The following is a 15,156-nucleotide window of genomic DNA, read 5'->3' on the forward strand; positions in this document are numbered from 1 at the left end:
TGCGCGAATGCCCGACTCCCAGGCGCCTGCCACCCCCGGCCATCCCCTCGGCTCCGCCCTCGACTCCGCCCCCGGCTCCGCCCTCGACTCCGCCCCCGGCTCCGCCCCGGACCCCGCCTCACACCCCACCCCCGGCCACATCCACGTCCACGACGCGCATCTGCACAACCTGCGCCACGTCGACGTCGACCTGCCCCGCGGCCGCCTCGTCGCCGTCACCGGGGTGTCCGGCTCGGGCAAATCCTCGCTGGCGTTCGGCACCCTCCACGGGGAGTCGCAGCGCCGCTACCTGGAGTCGGTGGCGCCGTTCGCCCGGCGGCTGATCGGATCGGCCGTCGACCCCCGCGTCGAGGACGTCCGCGGGATGCCGCCGACCGTCGCCCTGGAACAGCGCACCGCCGCCGGGGGCTCCCGCTCCACCGTCGGCACCGTCTCCACCCTGTCGAGCTCCCTGCGGATGCTGTACTCCCGCGCGGGCGATCACCCTGCCGACGTGCTGGAGCGCGGCTCCGCCCTGCACGGCGGCCGCCTGACCTCCGACCACTTCTCCCCCAACACCCCCGAGGGCGCCTGCCCCACCTGCCACGGCGCCGGGGTCCTGCGGGAGCCGACGGAGGAGTCGATGGTGCCGGACCCGTCGCTGTCGATCGCCGACGGCGCCATCGCCGCCTGGCCGGGGGCCTGGCTGGGCAAGAACTTCCGCGACATCCTCGCCACCCTCGGCGTCGACATCCACCGTCCGTGGCGGGACCTCGACGCCGACACCCGCCAGTGGATCCTGTACACCGACGAGCAGCCCGTCGTGACCGTCCACCCCGAGCGGGAGCCGCACAAGGCTCAGCGCACCTACCGTGGGCAGTGGCGCTCGGTCACCCGCTACCTGCGCGAGACCCTCGAGCACACGGCCGCGGAGTCCTCCCGCCGTCGCGTCCTCGCGTTCTTCGACACCCGCGTGTGCCCCGCCTGCGAGGGCCACCGCCTGACGCCCGACGCGCTGCGCGTCACCTACCTAGGGGAGCCGATCTGGGCCCTCGCGGCGCTGCCCACGCGGCGCCTGGCCGAGCGTCTGCAGGAGCGCAGCGACCACTTGCCCCGCACCGGCGGCAGCCCCGAGGACGAGGCCGAGCGGATCCTCCTGCCGACCCTGCTGCCCGCGCTGCGGACCCTTGTCGGCCTCGGCCTCGGCCACCTGTCGCTCGACCGCCCCGCCCGCAGTCTCTCCACCGGTGAGCTGCAGCGCCTGCGCCTGGCGGCACAGCTGCGCAGTGGCCTGTTCGGTGTCGCGTACGTGCTGGATGAGCCGTCGGCCGGGCTGCACCCGAGTGAGAAGGGTGTGCTGGTGGAGCTCATGCGCCGCTTCCTCGACGAGGGCAACTCGGTGCTGCTGGTGGAACACGACATGTCGCTGGTGGAACAGGCCGACTGGGTCGTGGACGTCGGCCCCGACGCCGGGGAGGGCGGCGGCCGGGTGCTGTTCTCCGGGCCGGTGGAGGCGCTCGCCGAGGTCGAGGAGTCCCGCACCGCGCGCTACCTGCACCTGGACCCGCCGGTGCTGCGGGGCAGCGCGGAGCTGCCGGTGCGCGGCGGAGACCAGATCCTGCGTCTGCGCGGCGTGCGCACCCGCACCCTGCAGGGCATCGACGTCGACCTGCCCCGGGCGGCACTAACCGCGATCACCGGCGTCTCCGGCGCCGGGAAGTCGACCCTGCTCACGCATGTTCTCGGCACGGTGATGGGCGAGAGGGTGCGCACCACCGTCGCCGATGCCCCCGAGGCGGGTGACGAGGCCCCCGACGACGCCACCGACCCGGCCCTGCTGGCCGGCGCCCCCGACCCCGCCGAGCAGGTGCGGGTCGAGGCCGTGGACGGTGCTGACGGCCTCACCCGCCTGGTCCACATCACGCAGCGCCCCATCGGCCGCACCCCGCGCTCGTGCCTGGCCACCTACACCGGTCTGTTCGACCGGGTACGGCGCCTGTTCGCCGACACCGCGGAGGCCCGGCGGCGCGGTTGGGGCGTCGGCCGGTTCTCCTACAACGTGGCGGAGGGCCGCTGCCCCGAATGCGCCGGCACCGGCCAGATCGAGGTGGAGCTGCTGTTCCTGCCCGGCACGTACGTCACCTGCCCCCGGTGCGGCGGGTCGCGGTACGCCCCCGAGACCCTCGAGGTCACCTGGAACGGGCTCACCATCGCCGATGTCCTGCAGCTGACCGTCGACGAGGCGGCCCGGGTGTTCGCGGATGAGCCGCGGGTGGCGCGGGCGCTCGGGGCGCTGTCCCGTATCGGGCTGGGTTATCTGCGGCTGGGGCAGAGCGCCACCGAGCTGTCGGGGGGTGAGGCGCAGCGCATCAAGCTCGCCACGGAGCTGCAGCGCACGGGCCGCGGGCAGAGCCTGTACCTGATGGACGAGCCGACCGTCGGGCTGCACCCGGCCGATATCGACCGGCTCCTGGCCGAGCTCGACCGCCTGGTGGACTCCGGTGCGACCGTGGTGATCGCCGAGCATGACGTGCGGGTGATCGCCCGGGCCGACCATGTGATCGACCTGGGTCCCGGCGCCGGGGAGGACGGCGGCCGGGTGGTGGCGCAGGGCACGCCGGCGCAGGTCGCGGCCGACCCGGCGAGCGTCACGGGGCCGTGGCTGAGGGGTCGCGACTGACGGGCGTGGCCCGGCGGTTCAGTCCCGCACCAGGGCCGGGGTACTCGCTCCGCGCCGCGCACCCCCGCGAGCAGCGCAGCGTCGATCTGCTCCCCCGCCCGCACGATCGAGATCTGCCCGCGCGCCTCGAGGATCACCAGCGCCGCATCCTCGAGGTGTCGGACCCCCGCGCGGCGCAGCAGCACGGCGAGGTGCTCGGGCTCCAGGCGCCGCCGGTGGAGTGCCGCGGCCACGGGCTCCCCGGCCACCATCACCACATCGGCCCCGCCTCGCCGGCGGCCGGGGGATCGCTTCGCCCCCAGACCGTGCAATGCGGCCCCGGCCCGACCCAGCGTCGCTTCCATCACCAGCAGTGTGGCGAGCGCGACGAGGGCACCCATCAGCGTCGGGGAGTCACCGAGCATGGCGCGGGCGGTGAGCGCCCCGAGCAGCACCATCACCCCCCAGCTCAGCACGGACGGGCTGCCCAACAACCGCGGCCCCGACACCTGCACCAGCGTGACGAGCACCAGGTACAGCACCACCGTCGCGAGGGCCACGCTGAGCGCGCCGAGCGGGGTGATGCCGACGTGGGACCAGATCTCTGCCGCCATGGGCCCATTCTCGACCCCGCCCGGCCACGCCCCACGCCCCGTGGGACCATGTCCCCCGTGACCACCGACGATCGCCCCCGCCCCACGCCGGACACCACCGCCTCGCAGGGCCAGCCGGACACCCCCGCCCCGGCCCCGGGAACCGCCCCGGCCCCGGGAACCGCCCCGGCCCCGGCAGCCACCGCGGCCGAGCGCTCCGCCTTCACCGAGGCGTCCGATGCCCTGCAGCGCCGCCGCCCGCCGTCGCGCATCTGGGGCGATGAGCATGAGGCCGTCACCGTCGCGCTGAGCTGGGCCGCCTCCCACACCACCCTCGCCACCGACCCGAAGACCACGGCCCGCAGCGCCGAGGATCTGCAGGCCGAGGTCGGCGAGACCATCACGCCCCAGGGCATCGGTGCCCAGCGCGCCATGGAGCTGTATGACCGGGTGCTGCTGCCGGCCACCCGCGCCGCCGACGACCCCATGAACCTGGCGTACATCCCCGGTGCCCCGACCCGCGCGGCCGTCGCCTTCGACACCGTCGTCAGCGCCGCGAACGTGTTCGGCGGGCTGTGGGAGTCGGGCGCGGGTGCGCTGTTCGCCGAGAACCAGGTGCTGGACTGGCTGGCGGGCCTGCTGGGCTGGCCGCAGGAGGCCGCCGGGGTGTTCGTGGCCGGCGGCACTAGCGGGAACCTGTCGGCGCTGGCGACAGCGCGCGAGCATGCCCGTCGGATGCACGGTGGTCGACCCGCCGGGGGCTGGGCGCTGGCGTGCGCATCGACGGCGCATTCGTCGATCGCCTCGGCCGCGCGGCTGCTGGACATGGACGTGGTGACGATCCCGATCGACGAGAAGGGCCGGCTCACCGGGGAGGCGCTGCGCCCCGCGATGGAGGCCCACCCGCGGATCTGCGCCGTCGTCGTCTCCGGGGGCACCACGAACGCGGGGATCGTCGATGACATCGCCTCGGTGGTGGAGGTGGCGCATCACCACCGCGCGTGGGTGCATGTGGACGGCGCGTACGGCGGGGCGGCACTGCTGGCGCCGTCGGCGCGGCCGTTGTTCGCGGGGATCGAGCAGGCCGACTCGTTCATCGTCGACCCGCACAAGTGGCTGTTCGCCCCGTATGACTGCTGCGCCCTGCTGTACCGCGACCCGCGTCCCGCGGCGGCCACGCACTCGCAGCATGCGGCGTACCTGGATGCGATCGACCGCGGGGAGTCGAACCCGTCGGATCTGGCGGCGCACCTGTCGCGCCGCACCCGCGGCCTGCCGCTGTGGTACTCGCTGGCCACGCATGGCACCGACCGGTACCGGGATGCGGTGGAGCACTGCCTGGCGCTGTCGCGGCAGGTGGCACGGGCCATCGAGGAGGCGGACCACCTGGAGCTGGTGATGGAACCGCAGCTCAGCGTGGTGATGTTCCGCCGCCCCGGCTGGGACGCGCAGGCGTATGCGCGGTGGTCTCGGCGCCTGGCGAAGGACGGCACGATTCTGTGCGTCCCTACCTCCGTGCAGGGGGAGCCGGCTCTGCGGCTGGCGTTCCTGAACCCCGACACCGATGCCGACCGGGTGATCGACGTGCTGCGCACGACGATGCTCGCCGACGACGGAAGCTGAGTTCCGTGCCCACCGTGGCGGAGGCAGATTCCTCAGGGCGGTCACCCCTGGCGTCCGACCACACCGTGTCGCTCCACTTCCGCGCGGGGGCACCACCGGGCCGACCTCACGGCATCTTAGGGAGCTTGCGACACTTTAGGCGCTGCAGATAAAGGTACCTAAAGTCGGTAAAGTCCCCAAGGAGCGGCGTGGACCCGATCAGGAACCCCTACACCCCTAACGCGGGCGAGCGTCCTGACGTGCTGGCGGGCCGCGATGACCAGCTCGCCACCTTCGACGTGGCGCACAGCGCGTGGCCCGCGGCCGATCCGCGCGTTCCATGATCATCACTGGCCTGCGCGGGGTCGGGAAGACCGTCCTCCTCGGCAGATTCCGCGACGCTTCGCTGACCGAGAGGTGGGCCGTGGTGGAGTACGAGGCAGTCAAGCACGATGACCACCGGTTCCGGCGCGACCTCGCTATGCGGCTGCGCGCCGCCCTGTTCGAACTCTCCCCGCGGGCCCGATGGACAGCCCGGTTCGAGCGCGCCGCCGCGGCTCTCTCAGCATTCACCGTGTCCGTCGACGCTACGGGGCAGCTGCAGGCCGGAATGAACGTCGACATGATCGAAGGCCTCGCGGACCACCAGGACCTGTCCATGGATCTCACTGATGTCCTGCTCACCCTGGGCGAGGCGGCACAGGATGCGAACCGGGGCGTCGTGCTCCTCATCGACGAGATCCAATTCCTCTCGCGGCCGCAGTTGGAGGCACTGATCATCGCCCTCCACAAGACGGTCCAACGCGGACTTCCCCTTCTGGTGGTCGGCGCAGGCCTGCCTCAGGTGGCGGAACTGGCCGGCGACGCAAAATCCTACGCAGAACGCCTGTTCACCTTCCCTGCCATCGGAAACCTGGAACACGCCGACGCCCTCGAAGCGATGCGCGGGCCCGCCCGACAGGAGTCGGTCGAGTTCACCGCTGACGCCCTCGAGCTCGCCCATGACCTCACTGGCGGCTACCCGTACTTCATCCAGGAACTCGGCTCAGCGGTGTGGGGCGTCGCGGACTCGTCCCCCATCACTCGAGACGACGTCGCCATCGCGCAGGAGGTCTACCAGGCCAAACTCGACTCATCGTTCTTCCGCGTGCGATTGGATCGCGCGACCGAACTGCAGACCGCCTACCTGCGAGCCATGGCGGAGCTGGGACCGGAACCTCAGAAGGCGGCGGATGTCGCAGCCGTCCTCGACAGGGAATCGACACAGTTAGGCCCCACACGAGCCGAGCTGATCGACATGGGGCTGCTATACACCCCTCAGCACGGGTACGCAGCCTTCACTGTGCCCCACTTCGACCTCTATATGCGACGGGCGATCCCGGAAGTCCTGGTTCCTCCCAAACGGCCACCGCGCCGCCGATGACCGGGAGCCTCTCCCGGGCCGAAACTACGGGCGCCCCCCATCGCGCTGAGAGCCCCGCCCCTCGACCCACCCTCACCTGATGTGATCTGGGTCGCAATCGAACCTCGGATATTCCCGCGAGGGGACCCAGGTCCCCCGGTGCACAACCCGTCCGCCAGCCACCCCTCGCCCGTGCCGGGATCCCGCCCGAGGGCTCCGGATTCCCAGCCTCCAGCCTTCCGCAAAGGCGCAGGTCAAGCCGGGACAGCCGTCCCCCTCCACAGGCCTCCTCCGGAGTGATGTCTGTCACACACAACCGAGATCGCCCTCCGGCATGTCGGACGTAGTCGGCCGCCCGCCACCCCGAAACCTTCGCTGACCAGCGGCGATGCTCATAGCACGATCACCCCTCCAGCGCCGTTGAGACGGCTGTGACCTTCCCCATAGCGTCAGGGACGTCAGCTCCGACGGAGCGGACGCGTCCCCAACGCACACGAAGGACACAACAGTCACCATGGCATCCCCTCGCCCCTCGACTTCGCCCGACACCTCCGCCGCCGGCGGTGCCCCCGCACCGGCCGCCGACATCGACCTGCTGGCCTCCCGCGCCGCGCAGGCCCTCACGGCCTTCGGCGCCTATGACCAGGAGCGCATCAACCGCATCGTCCATGCCATGGCCCTGGCCGGCGTGGATCAGCACATGCCGCTCGCCCGCATGGCCATCGAGGAGACGGGCCGCGGCCTGTTCGAGGACAAGTGCGTCAAGAACCTGTTCTCCACCGAGTACATCTGGAACTCGATCAAGGACGACCGCACCGTCGGGGTGATCCGGGAGGACGACCAGACCGGCATCACCGAGATCGCCGAGCCGGTGGGTGTGGTCGCGGGTGTCACCCCGGTGACCAACCCGACCTCGACCACGATGTTCAAGTGCCTGATCGCGATCATGACGCGCAACCCGATCATCTTCGCGTTCCACCCCAGCGCGCAGACGTGCTCGAGCGCCGCCGCGAAGGTCATGTATGAGGCCCCCGCGGTGGAGGCCGGCGCCCCGGAACACTGCATCCAGTGGATAGAGCAGCCGTCGATCGAGGCCACCAACGCCCTGCTGAACCACCCGACCGTCGCGCTGACCTTGGCCACCGGCGGTTCCGGCATGGTGAAGGCCGCGTACTCGACCGGCAAGCCGGCGCTCGGCGTCGGCCCGGGCAACGTGCCGGTGTATGTGGACCGCACGGCGAAGATCGCCCGCACGGTGAACGACCTGATCCTGTCGAAGACCTTCGACAACGGCATGATCTGTGCCTCCGAGCAGGCGATCTTCCTCGACGAGGAGATCGCGCAGGACGTCATCGCCGAGTTCGAGAAGTTCGGCAGCCACGTCGTCTCCGAGGCGGAGCGCGCGAAGCTCGAGGCCTTCATGGTCACTGAGACCGGGTCGATCGCCGCCTCGGTGGTGGGTCAGAGCGCCGAGGCGATCGCGAAGGGTGCGGGCTTCGACGTTCCCGCGGGCACGAAGCTGCTGTTGGTGCCGATCGAGGGAGTCGGCGGGGGCCACCCGTTCTCCCGCGAGAAGCTGTGCCCGGTGCTGGCGATGGCCACGGTCTCCGGGAAGGACGAGGGTTTCGCGCGCTGCGAGGAGATGCTCGAGTTCGGGGGCCTCGGCCACACCGCCGTCATCCATTCCACCGACGAGGCGGTGCAGCGTGAGTTCGGTCTGCGGATGAAGGCCTGCCGCATCGTCGTGAACTCCCCCAGCGCCCTGGGCGGCATCGGCGATGTCTACAACGGGCTGATCCCGTCGCTGACCCTGGGGTGCGGCTCGTACGGCCACAACTCCGTGTCGCGCAACGTCTCGGCCATCGACCTCATCAACGTCAAGCGGGTCGCAGAACGGCGGAACAACATGCAGTGGTTCAAGGTGCCCCCGAAGACGTACTTCGAGCGGTACTCGGTCCAGTACCTGCAGAAGATGCCGGCGATCTCCCGCGTGTTCATCGTCTCCGATCCGGGGATGGTGCAGTTCGGGTACGTCGACGTCCTCATCGACCACCTGAAGAAGCGGAAGGAGGAGGTGGCCTGGACGATCTTCTCCGACGTCGAGCCGAACCCGACCTCCGCGACGGTCTTCAAGGGCGCCGAGCGTATGCGCGATTTCCAGCCCGACTGCATCATCGCGCTGGGCGGTGGATCCGCGATGGACGCCGCGAAGGGCATGTGGCTGTTCTACGAGGAGCCCGAGGCGTCCTACTTCGGCATGAAGCAGAAGTTCATGGACATCCGCAAGCGCACCTACCGCTTCCCGAAGCTCGGGAAGAAGGCGCAGTTCGTGGCGATCCCGACGACGTCCGGCACCGGCTCGGAGTGCACCCCGTTCGCGGTGATCACCGACTCGGAGACCCACGTGAAGTACCCGATCGCGGACTACGCGGTCACGCCGCACGTCGCGATCGTGGACGCCCAGTTCGTCGACACGGTGCCGAGGCGCACCGCCGCCGATTCCGGCATGGACGCGCTGACGCACTGCATCGAGTCGTACGTGTCGGTGATGGCCAGTGACTACACGCGTGGCCTGTCGGTGCGGGCGGCGCAGCTGATCTTCGAGAACATGCGGGCGGCCGTGCTGGAGAACGACATGGAGGCCAAGGAGAAGATGCACAATGCCTCGGCGATGGCCGGTATGGCCTTCGCCAATGCGTTCCTGGGGATCGTGCATTCGCTGTCCCACAAGTGCGGCGCGGAGTTCGAGATCGCCCACGGGCGCACGAACGCGATCTTCCTGCCCCACGTGATCCGGTACAACGCCACACGGCCGTACAAGCACGCGATCTTCCCGAAGTACGAGTCGTACCGGGCCGACCAGGATCTCGCCGACTTCGCACGGTTCATGGGCTTCCCGGCCTCGACCGTCGAGGAGGGTGTGCAGTCCCTGATCGACGAGGTCACCAAGCTCGCCGAGGATCTCGGGATCGAGATGAGCCTCAAGGCGAACGGGGTGACGGCGGAGCGGCTGGAGAGCGTGATCGACGACCTGGCCTATCGGGCGTTCGAGGACCAGTGCACCCCGGCGAACCCGAAGGAGCCGCTGGTGGCGGAGCTGAAGGAGCTCATCCACGACGCCTTCGAGGGCGAGGTCGGGTACACCCGGGCGCATGGCGGCTCGGTGATCCATCCGAGCACCGCGCCGACGGCCGAGCCGATTTCCGGGTCGGCGTCCGCGTCGAGCTCTGAGGAGTCGGCGGGGTCGACGGCCCGTGGCTCGTCCGCGAAGGGCTCCGGCAAGGGGGCGCGCAAGGGCTCGGGCGCCTCGTCGGCCGCGGCCGGCGACGCCGACGCGGCCCGCGACACGGCGGAGTTCGTGGACTCGATCGACCCTGAGGAGGAGCGGGTCAAGGGCAAGGCCTGACAGCCACAGCGTGTGAGCGCTGACGGCGGCCCCGGGACGTCATGGGCGTCCCGGGGCCGCCGTCGTTCACGTCAGCCGTCGTCACCGCAGCGTCAGCCGTAGTAGCCGCCGCCGTCCCGGGCCATGTCGGTGAAGCGCGAGTACTGGCCCTGGAAGGCCACGGGGATGGTCTTGGTGGCGCCGTTGCGGTGCTTGGCGACGATCAGGTCGGCCTCGCCGCGGCGGTCCGTCTCCTTCTCGTAGTAGTCCTCGCGGTGGATGAGGACGATGAGGTCGGCGTCCTGCTCGATCGACCCGGATTCGCGCAGGTCGCTCATCATGGGCTTCTTGTCCTGCCGCTGTTCGTTGCCGCGGTTCAGCTGGGAGATGGCGATCACCGGCACCTCGAGCTCCTTGGCGAGGAGCTTGAGGGCGCGGGAGAACTCGGAGACCTCCTGCTGGCGGGATTCGACGCGCTTGCCGGAGCTCATGAGCTGCAAGTAGTCGATGACGACGAGCTTGAGGTCGTGCTTCTGCTTGAGCCGCCGGCACTTGGCGCGGATCTCCATCAGGCTCATGTTGGCGGAGTCGTCCATGAACAGGGGCGCCGCCTTGACGCGCTCGGTGGCACGGGCCATCGCCTGCCAGTCGCGGTCGTCCATGGAGCCGTCACGCATGCGGTTCATCGGCACCTGCGCCTCGGCCGAGAGCAGACGCATGGTGATCTCGGTCTTGTCCATCTCCAGGGAGAAGATGACGGCGGCCATGCCGTTGTGGATGGCGGCGCTGCGCAGCACATCCATGCCCAGGGTGGTCTTGCCCATGGCGGGGCGGCCGGCGAAGATCACCATCTGGCCGGGGTGGAGGCCCTGGGTGAGCTCGTCGAATTCCTCGAAGCCGGTGGGGATGCCGGTGACCTGGCCGCCCCGACCCTGGGTGGCCTCGATGACGTTGAGGGTCTCCTCCAGCACCGCCCCGAGGGGCACGAAGTCCTCGGCCTGGCTGCGTTCGGTGACGGCGTACACCTGAGCCTGGGCCTCGTTGACGACGTCGTCGATCTCCCCGCCCTCGGCGGCGTAGCCGAGCTGCACGATGCGGGTGCCGGCCTCGACCAGGCGCCGCAGGGTGGCGCGTTCGGCGACGATCTCGGCGTAGAACCCGGCGTTGGCGGCGGTGGGCACCACGTCGATGAGGTCGGCGAGGTAGGCGCCGCCGCCGATGCGCTGCAGTTCGCCGCGCTTGGTGAGCTCATCGGAGACGGTCACCAGATCGGCGGGCTCACCCCGGCCGTAGAGGTCGATGATCGCGTCATAGATCAGCTCATGCGCGGGCCGGTAGAAGTCGAAACCCTTGAGCTTGTCGACGACGTCCGCGATCGCGTCCTTCGACAGCATCATCGCGCCGAGCACGCCTCGCTCCGCGTTCAGATCCTGGGGAGGGGTGCGCTCCAGGCCTCGGTCCGGACCGGTCTGCAGGGCGTCGTTCTGGCTCACTCGGCCAGTGTAGGAGTGGGGCCCGACACCCGAGGGGTGACGGTGGACGGGGGGCGGGGCACGCGGGACGGTGGACGCGGGCGCCAGCCGCCTCGGGTAGTCACGAGCACCCCACCGTAGGAGCATCGGGACCGCCCCCCGAGCACTCGCGAGTGGCGGACATCCCGTGACCGCATCCGCGCGCTGCCCGTGGCATGCCACGGACACGCCCGCCCAGGGCAGACGCGGACACCTGGTGTCCGCCACTCGCGAGTTCGGCGTACCGGTGTCCCGGATCGCGGGCGTGACGAACCGCGCGGGGTCCGACCTGGGGTGCCGGGTGTCTCGCGCGTCATCGGACACTCGGACGAGAACCTTTGGTTCAGTACCTGTTGACAGCCCCGGGCAGATCGGTTGGAATGACAGCGACGCACTGAATCTCAGGTTCACTACCTTTCGTCACCGCAGAGAGCCACAGACCATTCCCCCGCACAGTTCCTCGCCCCCCGCCGCCCCCGCATCGATCGTCGGACCCGCCGCACCGGCCCTCGACCCTCGGGGGCCCTGAAAGGAGATCCCTATGACTGCTGCCCCTCCCCTGCCGACCCCGTCGGACGACTCATCTCGGGCACATCACCCGCCTCACTCCCCCGCCCGTGACGCCCACGCCGCCCTGCTCCCCTACGCGGCGGCCCTGGTGACCGGTGCGGTCGTCGTCCAGATCGCCGTCGCGATCAGCGGCGGCCCGACCCTGGTCCCGATGCTCCTGCTCGCCGTCGTCGCCCTCGGAGCCGCCGTCTTCGTGGCCCTGCCAGGCCGCAATCTCGGTCGCGTGCGCTATGGGGTGGTCATGGCGCATGTGCTCCTGTACCTGACGGTGAACCTCGGTTTCGGTGTGCACGCCCTGGGACGCGCGCTGACGGACCGACCGCTGGACCTCGCCGCGTGGGGTGGAGTGCTGCTGTCGATGCCGACGATCTGGGGCTGCGGTCTGCTGCTGCATACGATCGGCGCCCTGCTCTCTCGCGGTTACGAGGCTGCCCGGCCGTGACCCGCTCCGACCGCGCCCCTGAGAACGCGTCCCGCCGCACGCCACCCCCCGCCCCGATGCCTTCCGGACCGGGAAGCCCGGTGCCGTCGCGGCCCGCACCGGGACTTTCCGAGGAGGACACAGCCTGGGTAGAGGAGCTGACGCGCTCGTGGCTCGAGGTGCACAAGAAGTCCGCCACCACGCTCGTGCTGCTGCGCCTCGTCCGCGATCACGGCCCCGTCTCGGCCGCGCAGCTCGCCCCGCTCGTCGAGGATGCCACCGGGTGGGGCCTCAGTGAGCGCGGCCTCTACCGAAGCCTGCGGCGCCTGGCCGACGCGGGTGCCCTCGAGATCTCCCGGGCGGACGTGGCTCGCACCGGCGCGAAGCGCCAGGACTTCACTCTCACCGCAGTGGGCCACCACCACCTCGAGGGCATCGAGCGCGCTCGTCTGCAATAAGGCGCGGGAGCGACCGCTCTGCGCACGCATCTGATCGCACGGGCTCACCGGGCGTGCGGGGATACCTGGTCCTCGGCCTGGGAGCGCTCGTGCGCACCGGCCTCGGTCAGCGCAATGACCTGTCGTATGGCGCCTATCTGTACGCCTTCCCCCTGCAGCAGCTCATGTCCGTGGTCGGTGTCGATCGCCTCAGCATCCTGCTCCACCTCGTGCTCAGCCTGGCACTGACCCTGCTTGCGGCCTTCCTGTCCTGGCACCTGGTGGAACGACCCGCACAGCAGCTCGGAAAGCGCCTGATCAGTGCCTTGCGGATGCCGCGGCCTCCGCGTGGCTCCACCGCCTGACCTCGTAGGACCTTGCGCGCGAGGGTCGCGTCAGCCTCCAGTGGAGACCCCACCGTGGCCCTCGGCCTGCAACCGCTGCATCAGGGCGGTCATCCGCGCGGCATCGGCGTCGGCGCCGAGCGCCACCCACGCGTCACGGGCGCGGCGGGCCGCTCGCAGCGCCCGCGCCCTCTCGTCGAATCGCTCCAGCATCTCGGCGTGCCGGTCGTCCACGTACGCCGACCAATACTGCGCACGCTGCTCCTGACCGGCCGGGACGGCATCGATCAGTCGCAGCGCCGCCAGACGACGCCGGCCGTACTCCCCGCGTGCTGTCAGGCGCGGTTCCCTCTCGAGGTCGGCGGGGCCACCGGCGTCGTCCGCCGCCGCATGCAAACCCTCCGCGTGCAGACCCGCCGCGTGCAGGCCCGCCGCGAGCATCGCCCCGACCTCGGCGTCGACACGGTGCTCCCACACCTGCCCGGCCTCCAGCAAACCCGGCCCGGTCGCGGGATCTGCACGCCGCAGGATCAGCGCGGCCGAACGCTCCGCCCGCCCCCATTCCTGGGCGTCGAGGGCCTGGCGCAACGCCATCGACTCCTCCCCCAGTTCGAGCCGGAACAGGCCGGGCCGCTCGGCCACGGGAGTGCTCAGATCATCCACCAGGCGCCGGGCCTGCCGGGCGGCCTCGCGGTGCGCGGCCGCGGCCTCGGCGGGACGTCGCTGCTGCTGGCGGGCCGATGCTGTGAGCCGGGCCGACGTCAGGGCGGTGCGGCGATCCGGATGCTCACGCAGGATCCGCTGCACCTCCCGCAGCGCACCATCGGCCGCCTCGATCCGTCCGACGCTGAGCCGCTGCGCGGCCACAGTGAGCAGTGCGCCGGTGCGGTCCTGCTCCCGCGGGAGGGTGCGCTGCAGGGAGGCCAGACGGCCGGCCGCATACGTGGCCTGCGACACCCGGCCGGCCGCCATCAGCGCCGTCACCAGGTCGTCGATCAGAGCGACCCGCACCGTGGGGTTATCCACGTCACCCATCGCGGTCAGTGCCCGCACGGCCTGTTCGGCGGCGGCCAGGGGCTGGTCGTGCAGCAGCGCCCGCGCCAGCACGGCGCGGGCCGCGAGGGCCGGTCGCACCGCCAGGGTCGGGGCCAGCGTCTCCGGGTGCCCGTCGGCCTCTGCGGCATCGACCTCCTGCTCCAGGACCTCGAGGGCGTCAAGGGCCTGGCGGGCGGCGTCGGCATCACGACCGAGGGCCAGCAGCACCTGCGCTGAGCGTGCGCGCAGCACCGCCTCGGAGACCCCGGGCACCGCTGCCGCGGCCCCCGCCCGCAACCGGTCGAGGGCCGCCAGGGCCGCCTCGAGCCTCACGGCCTCAACCGGAGGGCCGAGCCGCTCCCGGATGAAGGGCTCCACCAGGCCGCGGGCGAGGATGCGCAGATCCTCGGAGATCGCCACCTGACCACGGCGACGGCCCCGGGCACTCGCCGCATCCGTCTCGGCGCGCCCGCGCCACCCGCCCCGATCAGTCGACGGGTCGCGGCCCTCCGATTGTGGCGCTGCGGTCAGTCCGTCCAGATAGACCCCGCCGAGTGCTGCCGCGAGGTCGGCCGCTCCGAGCTCCTGCCACGCCCTCAGCAGGGCCGCCCGGGCCTCGACGGCGCGTTCGGGTCGGTCGGCGGCGTCGAGGACCAGTCCGCGGGCCGACCACAGCGCGACCTCCTCCGCCGGGGTGCCCTGCACCTGCGCGGTGCGGTGCAGCATCGCGAGGGCCCGCTCCGGGCGCCCGGCACCCAGCAGGTCACGCAGCCGCTGCGCCACCCCGAGGGGGCCGCGGGGGAACGGCAGCGGCAACTGCGCCGGACGCAGAGCCAGCCGCAGATCCTCCTCGGCGAGCGCCGCGCCGGTCGCGGGGACCCACGGCAGGGATGAGGCGGTGGGAGAGCCTCCGCCGGCCACGGCCCCGTTCTTCGCATCGGGGGATGACTCGGACACCCCGGGACCGGGCGGGCCCAGAGGGTGCGTCCTGGACCCGACCGGCTCGGCGCGTGAAGGTCCGGGAGGTGCCATGCGATCAAAAATACCGCCTGCCGCCCGCCCCGGGCCCGGCCGTCATCGGCTGTTCACCGAGCCGGGGGCGGGCGGCCTGGATGAGAGCACTCTCATCCCTCCCTCACGTGCTCCTCATTCCCCTTCGGTGGACTCACTCGCGTCCCACCCCGGTGGACGGCGCCCCCGCCGCACCGGGATCCCGAC

10 protein-coding genes and 1 pseudogene are annotated in these 15,156 nt (G+C 71.3%); 8 read left to right on the top strand and 3 right to left on the bottom strand.

Annotated elements, in window-relative coordinates; genetic code table 11:
• Positions 1–7: 7 nt before the first annotated feature.
• Positions 8–2,659: an excinuclease ABC subunit UvrA gene (locus JSY14_RS05990; RefSeq protein ID WP_259557881.1), complete on the top strand. Its 2,652-nt coding sequence runs from the start codon at positions 8–10 to the stop codon at positions 2,657–2,659.
• 101 nt (positions 2,660–2,760) lie between these two features.
• On the opposite strand, the pseudogene JSY14_RS12460 reads toward JSY14_RS05990, so the two are convergent.
• Positions 2,761–3,252: pseudogene (locus tag JSY14_RS12460) on the bottom strand (YetF domain-containing protein); the annotation flags it as partial.
• A 57-nt stretch (positions 3,253–3,309) separates the two neighbouring features.
• Here JSY14_RS12460 and JSY14_RS05995 point away from each other — a divergent pair.
• The 4 genes from JSY14_RS05995 to adhE all read left to right on the top strand — a co-directional run bounded on the left by JSY14_RS05995 (position 3,310) and on the right by adhE (position 9,641).
• Positions 3,310–4,854 (top strand): pyridoxal phosphate-dependent decarboxylase family protein, encoded by a 1,545-nt coding sequence (locus tag JSY14_RS05995; RefSeq protein ID WP_259557882.1) that lies wholly within the window; start codon positions 3,310–3,312, stop codon positions 4,852–4,854.
• Between the two features lie 188 nt (positions 4,855–5,042).
• Positions 5,043–5,177: a hypothetical protein gene (locus tag JSY14_RS06000; RefSeq protein ID WP_259557883.1), complete on the top strand. Its 135-nt coding sequence runs from the start codon at positions 5,043–5,045 to the stop codon at positions 5,175–5,177.
• A complete protein-coding gene (locus JSY14_RS06005) occupies positions 5,174–6,256 on the top strand; it encodes an ATP-binding protein (protein ID WP_259557885.1) in 1,083 nt (360 codons plus the stop codon). The genes JSY14_RS06000 and JSY14_RS06005 overlap by 4 nt, the downstream gene beginning before the upstream one ends.
• A 493-nt stretch (positions 6,257–6,749) precedes the next feature.
• Positions 6,750–9,641 carry a bifunctional acetaldehyde-CoA/alcohol dehydrogenase gene (gene adhE, locus JSY14_RS06010; RefSeq protein ID WP_285892254.1) on the top strand — a complete coding sequence of 964 codons (2,892 nt, stop codon included), beginning with the start codon at positions 6,750–6,752 and terminating at the stop codon, positions 9,639–9,641.
• Between the two features lie 92 nt (positions 9,642–9,733).
• Here the strand turns inward: adhE and dnaB are convergent, their stop codons facing one another.
• Positions 9,734–11,113, bottom strand: a complete 1,380-nt coding sequence (gene dnaB, locus JSY14_RS06015) for a replicative DNA helicase (RefSeq protein WP_259557886.1) — start codon at positions 11,111–11,113, stop codon at positions 9,734–9,736.
• A 559-nt stretch (positions 11,114–11,672) separates the two neighbouring features.
• On the opposite strand from dnaB, the gene JSY14_RS06020 reads away from it, so the two are divergent.
• The 3 genes from JSY14_RS06020 to JSY14_RS06030 all read left to right on the top strand — a co-directional run bounded on the left by JSY14_RS06020 (position 11,673) and on the right by JSY14_RS06030 (position 12,924).
• Positions 11,673–12,143 carry a hypothetical protein gene (locus JSY14_RS06020; RefSeq protein WP_259557887.1) on the top strand — a complete coding sequence of 157 codons (471 nt, stop codon included), beginning with the start codon at positions 11,673–11,675 and terminating at the stop codon, positions 12,141–12,143.
• Positions 12,144–12,223: 80 nt separating this feature from the next.
• A complete protein-coding gene (locus tag JSY14_RS06025) occupies positions 12,224–12,580 on the top strand; it encodes a helix-turn-helix transcriptional regulator (RefSeq protein ID WP_259557888.1) in 357 nt (118 codons plus the stop codon).
• 89 nt (positions 12,581–12,669) lie between these two features.
• Positions 12,670–12,924 carry a hypothetical protein gene (locus tag JSY14_RS06030; RefSeq protein ID WP_259557889.1) on the top strand — a complete coding sequence of 85 codons (255 nt, stop codon included), beginning with the start codon at positions 12,670–12,672 and terminating at the stop codon, positions 12,922–12,924.
• Between the two features lie 30 nt (positions 12,925–12,954).
• Here the strand turns inward: JSY14_RS06030 and JSY14_RS06035 are convergent, their stop codons facing one another.
• Entirely contained in the window at positions 12,955–14,895 is a 1,941-nt protein-coding gene (locus tag JSY14_RS06035; protein WP_259557890.1) for a hypothetical protein, read from the bottom strand.
• Positions 14,896–15,156: the final 261 nt, after the last annotated feature.

Source organism: Brachybacterium sillae (assembly GCF_025028335.1).
Taxonomy (GTDB): Bacteria; Actinomycetota; Actinomycetes; order Actinomycetales; family Dermabacteraceae; genus Brachybacterium; species Brachybacterium sillae.

Excerpts from the sequence above, each read along its gene's own strand:
- JSY14_RS05990 (WP_259557881.1), top strand. The coding sequence starts at position 8 with ATGCCCGACTCCCAGGCGCCTGCCACCCCCGGCCATCCCCTCGGCTCC.
- JSY14_RS06020 (WP_259557887.1), top strand. The coding sequence starts at position 11,673 with ATGACTGCTGCCCCTCCCCTGCCGACCCCGTCGGACGACTCATCTCGG.
- adhE (WP_285892254.1), top strand. The coding sequence starts at position 6,750 with ATGGCATCCCCTCGCCCCTCGACTTCGCCCGACACCTCCGCCGCCGGC.
- JSY14_RS06005 (WP_259557885.1), top strand. The coding sequence starts at position 5,174 with ATGATCATCACTGGCCTGCGCGGGGTCGGGAAGACCGTCCTCCTCGGC.